Consider the following 14,617-nt stretch of genomic DNA (forward strand, 5'->3'; position numbering starts at 1 on the left):
CCATCCACCTTAGGGGCTTGTATGACTAACGCAGTCAATGTTGCGAAAGACGTCGCAAAGGATCAGGCGTATGTAGTTCCATTCGAGCAGTTGCGAATGACCGACGTGGAAATCGTCGGTGGCAAGAATGCGTCGCTCGGCGAGATGATCAGCCAGCTTTCCGAAGCCGGCGTTCGCGTGCCGACAGGCTTCGCCACGACCGCGCTCGCCTTTCGCGACTTCCTCCAGCACAACGAACTGACCGAGCGCATCGCCAAGCGTCTCGAAACGCTCGACGTCGACGACGTCAAGTCGCTCGCCGAAGCCGGCAAGGAAATCCGTCAGTGGATCATCGACGCGCCGATGCAGCCGCGCCTCGAAGACGAAATCCGCCGCGGCTTCGAAGTGCTCCAGAACAGCTCGCCCGAAGAGCTATCGTTCGCCGTGCGTTCGTCCGCGACCGCAGAGGACTTGCCGGACGCATCGTTCGCGGGTCAGCAGGAAAGCTATCTGAACGTGGTCGGCATCGAGGACGTCCTCGATCGCATGAAGCACGTGTTCGCGTCGCTCTACAACGATCGCGCCATCTCGTATCGTGTCCACAAGGGTTTCACGCATGCCGAAGTCGCGTTGTCGGCGGGCGTGCAGCGCATGGTGCGCTCGGACGTGGGCGCGGCGGGCGTGATGTTCACCATCGACACGGAATCGGGCTTCAAGGAAACCGTGTTCATCACGTCGAGCTACGGTCTGGGCGAAACCGTCGTGCAGGGCGCGGTGAATCCGGACGAGTTCCACGTCTTCAAGACCACGCTCGAACAGGGCAAGTACCCGATCATCCGCCGCTCGATCGGCTCGAAGCTCGTCAAGATGGAGTTCACGAAGCCGGGCGAGCCGGGCCGCGTGAAGACCGTCGACGTGCCGCACGAGCAGCGCAACCGCTTCTCGATCACCGACGAAGACGTGATCGAGCTGGCGAAATACGCGGTGATCATCGAGAAACACTACGAGCGTCCGATGGACATCGAGTGGGGCAAGGACGGCCGCGACGGCAAGATCTTCATTCTTCAGGCGCGTCCCGAAACGGTGAAGAGCCAGGCGGCCGGCAAGGCCGAGATGCGCTTCAAGCTCAAGGGTCAGTCGAACGTGCTGGCGACCGGCCGCGCGATCGGCCAGAAGATCGGCGCGGGTCCCGTGCGCGTGATTCACGATCCGTCGGAAATGGAACGCGTGCAGCCGGGCGACGTGCTCGTCGCCGACATGACCGACCCGAACTGGGAACCGGTGATGAAGCGCGCATCGGCCATCGTGACGAATCGCGGCGGGCGCACCTGCCACGCGGCGATCATCGCGCGTGAGCTGGGCGTGCCAGCGGTGGTCGGCTGCGGCGACGCCACCGACATCCTGAAGGAAGGCGCGCTCGTCACGGTGTCGTGCGCGGAAGGCGACGAAGGCAAGATCTACGACGGCCTGCTCGAAACCGAAGTCACCGAAGTGCAGCGCGGCGAGCTGCCTAAGATTCCGGTCAAGATCATGATGAACGTCGGCAATCCGCAACTCGCGTTCGACTTCGCGCAGTTGCCGAACGAGGGCGTGGGTCTGGCGCGGCTGGAATTCATCATCAACAACAACATCGGCGTGCATCCGAAGGCGATTCTGGAGTACCCGAACATCGACGCCGATCTGAAGAAGGCGGTCGAGAGCGTCGCGCGCGGTCATGCGTCGCCGCGTGCCTTCTATGTCGACAAGCTGACCGAAGGCATCGCCACGATTGCGGCGGCGTTCTATCCGAAGCCCGTGATCGTGCGTCTGTCTGACTTCAAGTCGAACGAGTACAAGAAGCTGATCGGCGGTTCGCGTTACGAGCCGGACGAAGAAAACCCGATGCTCGGTTTCCGCGGCGCGTCGCGCTATATCGCGGAAGACTTCGCCGAGGCGTTCCACATGGAATGCATCGCGCTGAAGAAGGTGCGCGAGGAAATGGGTCTGGACAACGTGCAGATCATGGTGCCGTTCGTGCGTACGCTGAAGCAGGCGGATCGCGTCGTCGAGCTGCTGAAGAAGTTCGGCCTCGAGCGCGGCAAGAACGATCTCAAGCTCGTGATGATGTGCGAGGTGCCGTCCAACGCGATTCTCGCTGAACAGTTCCTGGAGCGCTTCGACGGCTTCTCGATCGGCTCGAACGATCTGACGCAATTGACGCTCGGCCTCGACCGCGACTCGGGCATGGAACTGCTCGCGGCGGACTTCGACGAGCGCGACGAAGCGGTGAAGTTCATGCTGGAGCGCGCGATCGAAGCGTGTCTCAGGTTGAACAAGTACGTTGGTATTTGCGGTCAAGGGCCGTCGGATCATCCGGATCTGGCCGAGTGGCTCGCGAAGAAGGGCATCGAATCGATGTCGCTGAATCCGGACACGATCATCGACACCTGGCAGCAACTGGCGAAGACGTTGTCAAAATAAGTCGACAGAGCCTTTCCGGATGCTTTCGGAAAGGCGCGAGCGTGCTATAAAAACACCCCGGACTTCTCCGGGGTGTTTTCGTTTGGAGACCGGCGATGTTGACGAGTGGATTGATTTGGTGGGTCGCGGCGGGCGCGCTGATCGTCGCGGAGCTGTTCACCGGCACGTTCTATCTGCTCATGATCGCGCTGGGCATGATCGCGGGCGGCATCGCTGATGTGTTCGGCGCGTTGCCGCATGTGCAGATGGGCGCGGCGGCGGTCTTCGCGCTGATCGCCGTGGCCGCGCTGCGCCGCTCGCGCTTCGGCAGCTGGAAGCGGCGCGACGCCTCGCGCGATGCAGCCGTGAATCTCGATATCGGCGCGACGCTGGAAGTGGATCAATGGCGCGATGGCCACGCGCGCGCAATGTATCGCGGCGCGCAGTGGGACGTCGAACTCGCGCCGGGCGAAACCGAAGGCGCGCGGTTTTACCGCATCACTGCGCTTGACGGCAACCGGCTGATCGTCGCGGCCGAGCGCTAGCAAGCTCGCCCAATAAAAAGGAGTTACACAATGTATTTCGCGCTCATCGTGCTCATCATCGCCATCGTGATCGTGGTGAACACGGTCAAGATCGTTCCTCAACAGCATGCCTGGGTACTGGAACGCTTCGGCCGCTATCACGCGACGCTCACGCCGGGCCTCAACATCGTGCTGCCGTTCATCGATCGCATCGCGTACAAGCACATGCTGAAGGAAATTCCGCTCGAAGTGCCGAGTCAGGTCTGCATCACGCGCGACAACACGCAGTTGCAGGTCGACGGCGTGCTGTACTTCCAGGTCACCGACGCGATGAAGGCGTCATACGGTTCGAGCAACTTCGTGTTCGCGATCACCCAGTTGTCGCAGACCACGCTGCGTTCGGTCATCGGCAAGCTGGAGCTCGACAAGACTTTCGAGGAGCGCGACTACATCAACCAGAGCATTGTCAATGCGCTCGACGAAGCCGCGTCGAACTGGGGCGTGAAGGTGTTGCGCTACGAGATCAAGGACCTGACGCCGCCGAAGGAAATCCTGCACGCGATGCAGGCGCAGATCACCGCCGAGCGCGAAAAGCGCGCGCTGATCGCCGCGTCGGAAGGGCGCAAGCAGGAGCAGATCAATCTCGCCGTCGGCGCGCGCGAGGCCGCGATCCAGAAGTCCGAAGGCGAACGGCAGGCGGCGATCAATCAGGCGCAGGGCGAGGCATCGGCGATTCTCGCGGTGGCCGAAGCGAACGCGCAGGCGATCCAGAAAATCGGCACGGCGATCCAGACCGCGGGCGGCATGGAAGCGGTGAACCTGAAGATCGCGGAGCAGTATGTCGGCGCATTCGGCAACATCGCGAAGACGGGCAACACGCTGATCGTACCGGGCAACCTGTCGGATATGAGTTCGATGATCGCGTCGGCGTTGACCATCGTGAGAGGCGAGGGCGGCGGCGTCATCAAGAAGGGCTGACGCAAGCAAGAAAGAAAGCAATCGGGGCGCTCAATGGCGCCCCGTTTCATTTAACGCGTGCTCGTTCGCATCAGGCGAGCGCGTTCACGTTCCCAGTCGCGTTGCTTCTCGGTCTCGCGCTTGTCGTGCAGCTTCTTGCCCTTCGCCAGGCCGATCTCGCACTTCACGCGGCCTTCCTTGTAGTGGAAGTTGAGCGGCACGAGCGTATGCCCGCGCTGCTCGACCTTGCCGATGAGCTTGTCGATCTGCTCGCGATGCAGCAGCAGCTTGCGCGTTCGCACCGGATCGAGATTGGCGAATTTCGACGCTTCGGGCAGCGGGCTGATATGCGTGCCGATCAGAAACAGTTCGCCTTGCTTGATGACGACGTAACCTTCCTTGATCTGTCCACGGCCCGCGCGCAGCGCCTTGACTTCCCAGCCCTCGAGCACGAGACCCGCTTCGTAGCGTTCTTCGATGAAGTAATCGAAGAAGGCTTTTCTGTTGTCGATGATGCTCATGAATGGAAAGTGCCCAACTCGTTTAAAATCACGATTTTAGCAGCGCGCCGCGCGGCAAACGAACTCCTGCCGCGTTCTCTTGCGCATTGCCGCCCAATCCAGCCACCGCTGCGCCCTATATGGCAGACGTCCAGAAAACCGTGTTGATCCGCCATTCAGCGGAAGAAATGTTCGACCTCGTCACCGATGTCGCCGACTACCCCAATTTTTTGCCCTGGTGCGGCGGCGTCGAAATCGGCCGCCAGGACGAAAACGGCATGGAAGCGAAGATCGACATCAGCTTCAAGGGCATCAAGCAGCACTTCGCGACGCGCAACACGCAGAAGCGTCCGACCACCATCGATATGGAGTTCCTGAGCGGTCCGTTCAAGAAGTTCACCGGCTACTGGCGCTTCACGCCGCTGCGCGCGGACGCGTGCAAGATCGAGTTCGCGCTGCACTACGAGTTCTCCAACGTGATTCTGGAAAAGCTCATCGGGCCGGTGTTCAGCCATATCGCCAACACGTTCGTCGATTCCTTCGTGAAGCGCGCGGACCAGCGCTACGGGAAGCCATGATGCATATCGATGTCTGCTACGGCCTGCCCGATGGCGCGTTTCTGAAGCGTGTCGAATTGCGCGACGGCGCGACGGTGCGCGATGCGATCGAGGCGAGCGGCGTGCTGCGCGCGCATCGCGACATCGATCTGGCGACGCAGAAAGTCGGCGTGTTCGGCAAGGTCAAGCCGCTCGACGCGGCGCTCGCGGAGTTCGATCGCGTGGAGATCTATCGTCCGCTGAAAGTGGACCCGAAGGCCGCGCGCCAGCGCCGCGTCGACAAGGCGCGCAAGGCCGGTTCGATCGAAGGGCGCAAGTGGCAGTCGAAGGATTCGCGCTGAACTGAATCAGTGCGCGGGCGCTTCCTTCGCGGCGGCGGGTGCGGCTTCGAGCGAATGTTGCCGGACCGACCAGATCACGCCGACCAGCAACAGCACGATTGCGAGCACTTCGGGCGTGCGCGGCCAGCGGCCGTCGTAGACGAACGCGTAGAGCAGCGCGAACAGCGTTTCGAATACGATCATCTGCCCTGAGAGCGTGAGCGGCAGGCGCTTCGACGCCGCGTTCCACAGCATGTTGCCGAGCCACGAACCGCCGGTCGCCAGGGCGAACGACACGATCCAGAAGAGTTGCCAGCGCGCGGCCGGCACGCTCGCCTGCACGGTTCCAGCGGGCAGCATCCACACGATCGCGCCGAGCAGGACGCCGAGCAGACCGGTCACGATGCCCCACAATACCGACCACTCGTTGCCGTCGAAATGGCGGTTCGCCTGCAGATAACGCGCGTTGACGACCGCGTACCAGGTCCACGAGGCGAGCGCGCCGAGCGCGCAGGCGAGGCCCGTCAGGCGCGTGAACACGCTCGTCGCATGTTCGCTGCCGCCCGTCGATGAAAATACGTCGCTGAACACATCGAGATTGATGCACGCGATGCCCGCCAGCACCAGCAGCAGAGGCCCGACCAGCCGCTTGAGGTCGACCGCGCCGTGATCGCGCCGTCCGGCGAGCGTCACGGTCACGGGCAGAATCCCGACGATCAGCGACGAAGGCGCGACGCCCACCAGCTGCACCGCGCTCGCGAGCAGCATGTAGTAGAGCAGGTTGCCGACGAGCGCGAGCTTCACCAGCGCGATGAAATCGGCACGCGTGAGCTTGGACAGGAGGCGTCGGGCGAACGGCAGCGCGACCGCGACCGACACCGCGCCGTACATCAGATAGCGGCCGATCGAGAGCGTCAGCGGCGAAAAATCCGGCAGGAGCCGGGGCGCGAGAAAGATGAAACCCCAGATCGCGCCCGCCGTCATTCCATACATCACACCGCGCTGCATTGCCCGACTCCCGCCGTTATTTCACTTGACGGCGCGAAGCGTAGCACGCGACCCCGGGAGGCCGTCTTGTCGAAAACTGCAACCACCCCGGTGTGCCGCGCACGGCGCGGATTTTGCGGGCGAATGGCCTAAGCTGCTGTTCGGGCAGTGAAAATCCGGGGAACTATCGGTATAATCTGCTTTTGCGCCCATAGGATTTGCCATGCGTCTGATCCAGAAAGCACTCACGTTCGATGACGTGCTCCTCGTTCCCGCGTTCTCCAGCGTTCTTCCGCGCGACACCAGCCTGAAATCGCAGCTGACTCGCAACATTTCCCTGAACATGCCCCTCGTGTCCGCCGCCATGGACACGGTCACCGAAGGCCGGCTCGCCATCGCGATGGCGCAGATGGGCGGCATCGGCATCGTCCACAAGAATCTCACCGCCAAGGAACAGGCCCGCGAAGTCGCGAAAGTCAAGCGCTTCGAGTCGGGCGTTGTGCGCGATCCGATCACCGTGCCGCCGCAGATGCGCGTGCGCGACGTCATCGCGCTGACGCAACAGCACGGCATTTCGGGCTTTCCGGTGGTCGAGGGCGCGCAGCTGATCGGCATCGTCACCAACCGCGACCTGCGTTTCGAAGAACGTCTCGATGAGCCGGTGCGCAACATCATGACGCCGCGCGAGCGTCTCGTGACGGTCAAGGAAGGCACGTCGCTGGCCGAGGCGAAGGCGCTGATGCACGGCCATCGCCTGGAGCGGGTGCTGGTGGTCAACGACGCGTTCGAACTGCGCGGCCTGATGACGGTGAAGGACATCACCAAGCAGACCGAGAACCCGGACGCCTGCAAGGACCAGGACGGCAAGCTGCGCGTGGGCGCGGCGGTGGGCGTCGGTGCGGACAATGAAGAGCGCGTCGATCTGCTCGCGCAGGCGGGCGTCGACGTGATCGTCGTCGATACCGCGCACGGACACAGCCAGGGCGTGCTCGAACGCGTGCGCTGGGTCAAGCAGAACTATCCGCACGTGCAGGTCATCGGCGGCAATATCGCGACGGCGGCGGCGGCGAAGTCGCTCGTCGAGTACGGCGCGGACGCGGTGAAGGTCGGCATCGGCCCGGGCTCGATCTGCACGACGCGTATCGTCGCGGGCGTCGGCGTGCCGCAGATCACGGCGATCGCCAACGTTTCGGAAGCGCTGCGCGGCACCGGCGTGCCGGTCGTCGCGGACGGCGGCGTGCGTTTCTCGGGCGACGTCTCGAAGGCGCTCGCGGCGGGCGCGAACGTGGTCATGATGGGCAGCATGCTCGCGGGCACGGAAGAGTCGCCGGGCGACGTGTTCCTGTATCAGGGCCGCCAGTACAAGTCGTACCGTGGCATGGGCTCGGTCGGCGCGATGAAGGACGGCGCGGCGGACCGCTACTTCCAGGACAACTCGGCGAACATCGACAAGCTCGTGCCGGAAGGCATCGAAGGCCGTGTGGCCTACAAGGGCTCGGTCAACGCCATCCTGTTCCAGATCGTCGGCGGCGTGCGCGCGAGCATGGGCTATTGCGGCTGCCGCACGATCAACGAAATGCACGAGAAGGCGGAGTTCGTGCAGATCACGGCGGCGGGCATGCGAGAGTCGCATGTGCATGACGTGCAGATCACGAAGGAAGCGCCCAACTATCACGTCGACTGATCAAGCGGAGCGATCATGAAACCGTTGCTGCGGGTCGTGCTCGTCATCAATGCCCTGATTTTTCTGGCGTTTGGTTTGCTGTTTCTGCTGACGCCGTGGGCAGGCCTGTACGGCGCGCTGCAACTCGATTCGATCCGCGTGCAACCGGCGCTCGCCGGACAATTGCTCGGCATCGCGCTCATGGGCCTTTCGTGGCTCGCGTTTCAGGCGGCGGTCGATGGCGCATTGACCGCCCGCGCCGCGCGGGTTTCGGGCCACGTGCAGTGGCTTTCGGGCGTCGTGGTACTGGTCTGGCTGCTCGGATTGCACACACCGCAGGTCGATGGCTTCGGGCAGATCAGCGCGGCGGTGGTCGGCGCCGTGCTGCTGGTGCTCGGTCTGGGCAGCGTGAGGCTGTCGTCGGCGGTGCGTCGGCGCGAGCGCGCGGCGCTCGCCGGCGCGGCATCGGCGCAGCGCGCGGAGAAGAAGGCGGCGCAAAAGCGCGACGACATTCGCGCGACCACCGCGACATCTGTGGATACCGCCGTGCGACCCGCAGCCCGCGCGCCCGAAGCGACGGCCATCGATCCGGTTTCGGGGCGCGTAATCGATGCGTCGGGACGTCCGCTCGATCCCGCTTCGCCGATCGCACCGGCTGCCATCCGCGCGCATCCGGACGGCGCGGTCGATCCCGTCACGGGCGGTACGCTCGACCCGGTCACGGGCCGCGCGATCGATCCGGTCACCGGGAAGCGCATCGAGCCCGTGATCAGCGGCGAGATCGATCCGGCGACGGGTCGAAGAGTCGATCCGCTCGCGCCCGGCGCGGGCCGCGTACCACGTTGAGGACGCGAAGCGCATGCCGCACGCCACGCGAGCGCAGCAGCGGAAGCACGCAAGATACGTACGGTCGGCCTTTGTGCCGGCCGTCGATTTATTGGCCGGCGGACCGCGCAAGATCGCGCGCCGGCCGTACCGACATCATTCGTTCACTTAGCCTTTGGCCGCAGCCATGCACGACAAAATTCTGATTCTCGATTTCGGCTCCCAAGTCACTCAACTGATCGCCCGCCGCATCCGCGAGTCGCACGTCTACTCGGAAATCCATCCGTACGATGTCGACGAAACCTTCATCCGCGAATTCGCGCCGAAGGGCATCATCCTGTCGGGCGGTCCGAACTCGGTCACCGAGGCAAAGTCGCCGCGCGCTCCGCAGATCGTCTTCGATCTCGGCGTGCCGGTGCTCGGCATCTGTTACGGCATGCAGACGATGGCCGACCAGCTCGGCGGCAAGGTCGAACTGGGCAACGTGCGCGAATTCGGCTATGCGGAAGTGCAGGCGCTGAATCACACGGGCTTTCTGGAAGGCATCGAGGACTTCACGAACGAGAAGTCGGAATCGATGCTCAAGGTGTGGATGAGCCACGGCGACAAGGTCGTCGATCTGCCCACGGGTTTCAAGCTGATGGCTTCGACGCCCTCATGCCCGATCGCTGCGATGGCCGACGATGACCGCCGTTTCTACGGCCTGCAATGGCATCCGGAAGTCACGCACACCGTGCAGGGCCGCGCGATGCTCGATCGTTTCGTGCTGGAACTGTGCGGCGCGCGGGCGGATTGGGAGATGGGCCATTACATCGACGAGGCCGTGGAGAAGATCCGCGCGCAGGTCGGCAGCGAGCACGTGATTCTCGGTCTCTCGGGCGGCGTGGATTCGTCGGTGGCGGCGGCGCTGTTGCATCGCGCGATCGGCGATCAGCTGACGTGCGTGTTCGTCGATCATGGTCTGCTGCGTCAGAACGAGGCGGAACAGGTGATGTCGACCTTCGCGGATCACCTGGGCGTGAAGGTGATTCACGTCGATGCGAGCGAGGAGTTTCTGCAGAAGCTCGCGGGCGTGACCGATCCGGAAGCGAAGCGCAAGATCATCGGCGCGGAGTTCGTCGAGGTATTCCACAAGGAATCGGACAAGCTCACCGACGCCAAATGGCTCGCGCAAGGCACGATCTATCCGGACGTGATCGAATCGGCGGGCAAGGGCAAGAAGGGCGCGCATACGATCAAGAGCCACCACAACGTAGGCGGCTTGCCGGAAACGCTCAATCTCAAGCTGCTCGAACCGCTGCGCGAACTGTTCAAGGACGAAGTGCGCGAACTCGGCGTGAAGCTCGGTTTGCCGCCTGGAATGGTGTATCGCCATCCGTTCCCGGGGCCGGGACTGGGCGTGCGGATTCTCGGTGAGGTGAAGCGCGAGTTCGCGGATCTGCTGCGCCGCGCGGATGCGATTTTCATCGAGACGCTGCGCAATACCATCGACAAGGAAACGGGTAAGTCGTGGTACGACCTGACGAGTCAGGCGTTCGCGGTGTTCCTGCCGGTGAAGAGCGTCGGCGTGATGGGGGATGGGCGCACGTACGAATACGTCGTCGCGCTGCGCGCCGTGCAGACGCTCGACTTCATGACGGCACATTGGGCGCATCTGCCGCATGAGTTGCTTGGCCATGTTTCCAATCGCATCATCAATGAGGTGCGCGGGATCAATCGGGTGGTGTATGACATCTCGGGTAAGCCGCCTGCGACGATCGAGTGGGAGTGAAATCAGGTCCTTCGGGGACTATCGCCAGCTATATTGATGGCTACCACCGGCCAACGGAATAAATTGGCGGTAGAACCGAAGGCCGGATCAAGGCCCTTCTGTTCACTATCCAGACCCAAGCCGTCTCTGACGGTAAAAGTCTTTTTGGGTTTTATGCGGCTTTCCGAGCATCAGCAAGTCTCCCCGACCCGTGACGATAAAAACCGTCAGGAACTGGAGAAAAAACCTCGATGCTAAGTGCCTCGCGCACGGGGATGGACGATCTCGCGTTCGATCAACAAGGCAGAGCGCGCCGAGCAGTGGCGCCACATGCTGCAAGAGTGGTCCAATATGGTTGACGCCTGGATCGACGGGCAGAGCTACGTGCCGAAACTATTGCCCACAGAATGCAGGGGTGCCGGTGCTGAGTGTCACATTATGAGCAAGGGCAGCAGTCCCGTCCGGATATCGATTGCCGCCAGAGTGGTTTGTCATTCCAAGAAAAAGATCACCATTAGTGATCTTTTTCCGCTTAAGCCAAACCAACATGGTCTTGGCAAAAGTTTATAAAATATGTATTTTGAACACTATGAGTGATCAAAATACAGGGAAATTGAACCTCCTGCTGACCGAACTGGGTGACACACGCCTGATATCGAGTCGGTGGCTGCGGCTACACGGCTATTCCAACAGCCTCGTTGCGCGTTATGTGAGTAGCGGATGGCTGGTGTCGCCCGCGCGCGGCGTATACATGCGCAAGGGTGGGCGCCTGCAGTGGGACGGCGTGATTCGCAGTCTGCAGGTCGGGGAGGGTATGCCACTGCATGTGGGAGGACGCTTTGCACTAAGTTTGCAGGGGCACGAGCACTACCTGCGTCTAGGCGATGCCGGCACGATCACCTTGTATGGGGCGCAGCGGCCACCGACGTGGCTCGGCAATCTGTCTTTGGCGCAGCGCTTCGACTATCTGGGCAAGGGGCCGTTCGATTGGCCGCCAGTGTCGCTCACAGTGGAGGTGCCCGAGATCGCGCTGTCCGAACAAGGCGTGGCGTGGTATCAGGCTGCCCCCGGCGCCGATGCCTTGGTTTGTTCCACGCCGGAGCGGGCCATGCTTGAGTTATGCGCTGACGCCTCGGACGCTGCCTTGATTTACGAGGTGGATGCGCTGATGCAGGCCATGACTACGCTGCGACCTCAGCGGGTCGGTCTGTTGCTGCACCACTGCCACAGCATCAAGGCCAAACGTCTGTTCTTGGCGTTGGCCGAGCGCCATCGGCATGCGTGGCTGCCGCACGTGCCACTGGATGGCGTCGATCTGGGCCGGGGAAAGCGCGCGCTGGTGCCGGGCGGCCGCCTGCACCCGATCTACCAGATCACCTTGCCGGGAGACCTCGATGAACACCTGGCTTGATCATTGGAATCGGCGCTACACCGACCGCGTCCGACTGCTTGTCGAGATTCTGCCGGCCTTGGCGCAAGAGCCTGACTTCGCGCTCAAAGGCGGCACGGCGATCAACCTGTTCGAGCACGACCTGCCCCGGTTGTCGGTGGACATTGATCTCGCCTGGTTGCCGGTGCATGACTATGCCGAGGACGCAAGGCTCATGGCTGAAGCGCTTGGGCGACTGGCTGATGTGCTGCGCGCCCGGCCTCTGCAACTGCAGGTGCAATTGTCGGCAGGCGAGGGCGCAGGCGTCACGCGGCTGGTGGCTAGTCGCGGTCGTGCACGTGTGCAGATCGAGACGACGCCGGTGATGCGCGGCACGGTCCATCCGGCGCGAAACATGGTGGTGCGCCCGAGGGTCGAGGAGGCATTTGGCTTCGCTTCGGTGCAAGTGCTGAGCTTCGCCGACCTCTATGCAGGCAAGCTGGCCGCGGCATTGTCGAGGCAGCATCCCCGCGATCTCTTTGATGTCGGCTTATTGCTGGAGGACGGACGGGCGGATCAGATGCTCTGGCGGACTTTTCTTATCTACCTGACGTGTAGCCCGAAGCCTGCCTGGGAAATGCTGGCGCCTCGCATGCCCGCAGATTTTGCAGCGACTTTCGAAGCGCACTTCAAGGGCATGACGGCTGAACCCATAGAAGTCGGCGTCTTACTGGACATCCATGAACGCCTGCTGGCGCGTGTGGCCGGTTGGCTGGATGAACCCTCGTGTGCGTTTCTTCGATCCATCGAGGATCAGCGGCCGGACTTCAATCTGATAGAGCTTCCGCAAGCAGCCGATTTGCCGGCCGTGCGGCGCAAGCTTCACAACCTGGCGCAGCGCACCGATGCCAAGCGCGCAGCGGACCGGGATCTGTTGGAAGAGACGCTGGCTAGGATTGTCGGTAAGGTTCGATGTTGAGCACGACGAATCCCCTTAACCACGAGGGTTTGGGCGGCCTATTGATGATCGAATGGGAGTGATCGGGGGCTAACGAGGATTCAGTCTGGAGTCGAAATTCAGTTATCGTGTGGCAGCCGCGGGACACGACCCGGCGATAACTTTTGCGCCTGTCCCGACGATGCAACCAACAATTGGCTCCGGGACGACAGGTTTCCCGTTGCAGCTGACATTGGGCACGCAAACGGCGTACCGCTACAATTTTCGCGTTAATCTGAACTCGCGACCGGCTCGTACTCATTGATGGGATCCGGCCCGAGACCCAAACCATGCCCCTCGACTATTCAACTGTCGACGCCCTTCGCACGCACCATCCTGCATGGCGGCTCTTGCGTTCCGACCACGCCCCGCTGGTGGCGAGCTTCCTGCATCGCGTCTTTGTAGCGCCGAACGTGCGCGCGATGTCCGCCGCTGACTTGTCCGAAGCGCTGGAAGACGAACTGTATGCGCTGCGCGATCGCCTGGGCGCGGACGCCTATCCAAAACGCGCGCTCGACTACCTCAACGACTGGGCTGATCCGGACAAAGGCTGGCTGCGCAAGTTCTACCGACAGGGCTCGGACGAACCTCACTTCGACCTTACGCCAGCGACGGAAAAAGCGATTGTCTGGCTGGACGCGTTGACGGAACGCAGCTTCGTCGGCACCGAATCACGGCTGCTGACGTTGTTTGAGTTGCTGCGGCAAATGAGCGAAGGCAGCGAAGCCGATCCGGAAAAGCGCGTTGCCGAATTGCGCAAGCGTCGTGACGAGATCGATGCCGAAATCGCGCGGGTCATATCCGGAGACCTCCCGCTGCTGGACGACACGGCCCTCAAGGATCGCTTTCAGCAATTCGTGCAACTGGCGCGCGACCTGCTCACCGACTTTCGCGAGGTAGAGCAGAACTTCCGCATGCTCGACCGTCGCGTGCGCGAGCGCATCGCGCTATGGGAGGGTTCAAAGGGCGCGCTACTCGAAGAGATCATGGGTGAGCGCGATGCGATCGGTGACTCGGACCAGGGCAAAAGCTTCCGGGCATTCTGGGACTTCCTGATGTCCAGCACTCGCCAGGAGGAGCTCACCGAACGGCTCACGCGCGTGCTCGCATTACCGGCGGTGGCCAGAATGGAGCCTGACGCTCGTACCGGTCGTGTGCACTACGACTGGTTGGAAGCGGGCGAACACACGCAGCGCACGGTCGCACAACTGTCGCAGCAGCTGCGCCGGTTCCTCGACGACCAGGCATGGCTGGAAAACCGCCGCATCATGGATATCCTGCACGGCATCGAAGCCAGGGCGCTGGCCGTACGCGACACGCCGCCGGTGGGTGGGATAATGGATCTCGCCGGTTCGTCATCCGACGTCGAGCTTCCCATGGAACGTCCGCTGCATACGCCCGTGCAAAAGCCGGTCATTGAGGATGTCATGCTGGAAGCGGGCGATGACGATCTGGACGCCACCGCGCTGTATTCGCAAGTGGTGGTGGATCGCGCGCAACTCGCGGGTCATATCCGCCAGGCGTTGCAGGATCGGTCGCAAGTGACGCTGCGCGAGCTGATTGAATTGCACCCGCTGCAACAAGGGCTCGCGGAACTGGTCGCGTACCTGCAACTGGGCAGCGACGCTTTCAAGACGGTCGTCGACGAAGATGCGCACGAAGTCATTGCGTGGCATACAACAAACCGTCGCGACGAAACACCAAGGACACGGCGCGCCCGGCTGCCGCGCGTGATTTTTGTGAGGTGAAG

13 protein-coding genes and 1 pseudogene are annotated in these 14,617 nt (G+C 62.5%); 12 read left to right on the forward strand and 2 right to left on the reverse strand.

Translation table 11 applies throughout. The features are described from left to right. Positions 1-21: 21 nt before the first annotated feature. From ppsA to NK8_RS05860, 3 genes are all read left to right on the forward strand, one after another. Positions 22-2,439, forward strand: a complete 2,418-nt coding sequence (gene ppsA, locus NK8_RS05850; RefSeq protein WP_213228019.1) for a phosphoenolpyruvate synthase — start codon at positions 22-24, stop codon at positions 2,437-2,439. 95 nt (positions 2,440-2,534) lie between these two features. Then, the gene (locus tag NK8_RS05855) at positions 2,535-2,963 is read left to right on the forward strand and encodes an NfeD family protein (RefSeq protein ID WP_213228021.1); all 429 of its coding nucleotides are present in this window, start codon (positions 2,535-2,537) and stop codon (positions 2,961-2,963) included. Between the two features lie 30 nt (positions 2,964-2,993). Next, positions 2,994-3,920, forward strand: coding sequence for an SPFH domain-containing protein (locus NK8_RS05860; RefSeq protein ID WP_162065476.1), 927 nt, complete (start codon positions 2,994-2,996; stop codon positions 3,918-3,920). A gap of 50 nt (positions 3,921-3,970) precedes the next feature. On the opposite strand, the gene smpB is transcribed toward NK8_RS05860, so the two are convergent. Further along, on the reverse strand, positions 3,971-4,420 hold the full coding sequence (gene smpB / locus NK8_RS05865; RefSeq protein WP_061175638.1) for an SsrA-binding protein SmpB: 450 nt from the start codon (positions 4,418-4,420) through the stop codon (positions 3,971-3,973). Positions 4,421-4,539: 119 nt separating this feature from the next. Between smpB and NK8_RS05870 the strand changes: the two genes are divergently transcribed. Both NK8_RS05870 and NK8_RS05875 read left to right on the forward strand, forming a co-directional pair. Next, positions 4,540-4,977: a type II toxin-antitoxin system RatA family toxin gene (locus tag NK8_RS05870; RefSeq protein WP_061175637.1), complete on the forward strand. Its 438-nt coding sequence runs from the start codon at positions 4,540-4,542 to the stop codon at positions 4,975-4,977. Further along, a complete protein-coding gene (locus NK8_RS05875; RefSeq protein ID WP_213228023.1) occupies positions 4,974-5,297 on the forward strand; it encodes an RnfH family protein in 324 nt (107 codons plus the stop codon). Before NK8_RS05870 ends, NK8_RS05875 begins: the two co-directional genes overlap by 4 nt. 6 nt (positions 5,298-5,303) lie before the next feature. Here the strand turns inward: NK8_RS05875 and NK8_RS05880 are convergent, their stop codons facing one another. Further along, a complete protein-coding gene (locus NK8_RS05880) occupies positions 5,304-6,284 on the reverse strand; it encodes a DMT family transporter (RefSeq protein ID WP_213228025.1) in 981 nt (326 codons plus the stop codon). Between the two features lie 202 nt (positions 6,285-6,486). On the opposite strand from NK8_RS05880, the gene guaB reads away from it, so the two are divergent. The 7 genes and pseudogenes from guaB (at position 6,487) to NK8_RS05910 (ending at position 14,615) form a co-directional block, all read left to right on the forward strand. Then, positions 6,487-7,947: an IMP dehydrogenase gene (gene guaB / locus NK8_RS05885; RefSeq protein WP_213228027.1), complete on the forward strand. Its 1,461-nt coding sequence runs from the start codon at positions 6,487-6,489 to the stop codon at positions 7,945-7,947. 15 nt (positions 7,948-7,962) lie between these two features. Further along, entirely contained in the window at positions 7,963-8,772 is an 810-nt protein-coding gene (locus NK8_RS05890; protein WP_213228029.1) for a hypothetical protein, read from the forward strand. Positions 8,773-8,938: 166 nt separating this feature from the next. Next, positions 8,939-10,522 carry a glutamine-hydrolyzing GMP synthase gene (guaA, locus tag NK8_RS05895; protein ID WP_213228030.1) on the forward strand — a complete coding sequence of 528 codons (1,584 nt, stop codon included), beginning with the start codon at positions 8,939-8,941 and terminating at the stop codon, positions 10,520-10,522. 235 nt (positions 10,523-10,757) lie between these two features. Further along, a pseudogene (locus NK8_RS42730) lies at positions 10,758-10,943 on the forward strand (integrase); the annotation flags it as partial. Positions 10,944-11,090: 147 nt separating this feature from the next. Continuing rightward, positions 11,091-11,912 (forward strand): type IV toxin-antitoxin system AbiEi family antitoxin domain-containing protein, encoded by an 822-nt coding sequence (locus NK8_RS05900; protein WP_213228507.1) that lies wholly within the window; start codon positions 11,091-11,093, stop codon positions 11,910-11,912. Next, a complete protein-coding gene (locus NK8_RS05905) occupies positions 11,896-12,849 on the forward strand; it encodes a nucleotidyl transferase AbiEii/AbiGii toxin family protein (protein WP_213228031.1) in 954 nt (317 codons plus the stop codon). Before NK8_RS05900 ends, NK8_RS05905 begins: the two co-directional genes overlap by 17 nt. 308 nt (positions 12,850-13,157) lie before the next feature. Next, entirely contained in the window at positions 13,158-14,615 is a 1,458-nt protein-coding gene (locus NK8_RS05910; RefSeq protein ID WP_213228032.1) for a DUF3375 domain-containing protein, read from the forward strand. Positions 14,616-14,617: the final 2 nt, after the last annotated feature.

This window comes from Caballeronia sp. NK8, assembly GCF_018408855.1.
GTDB lineage: Bacteria > Pseudomonadota > Gammaproteobacteria > Burkholderiales > Burkholderiaceae > Caballeronia.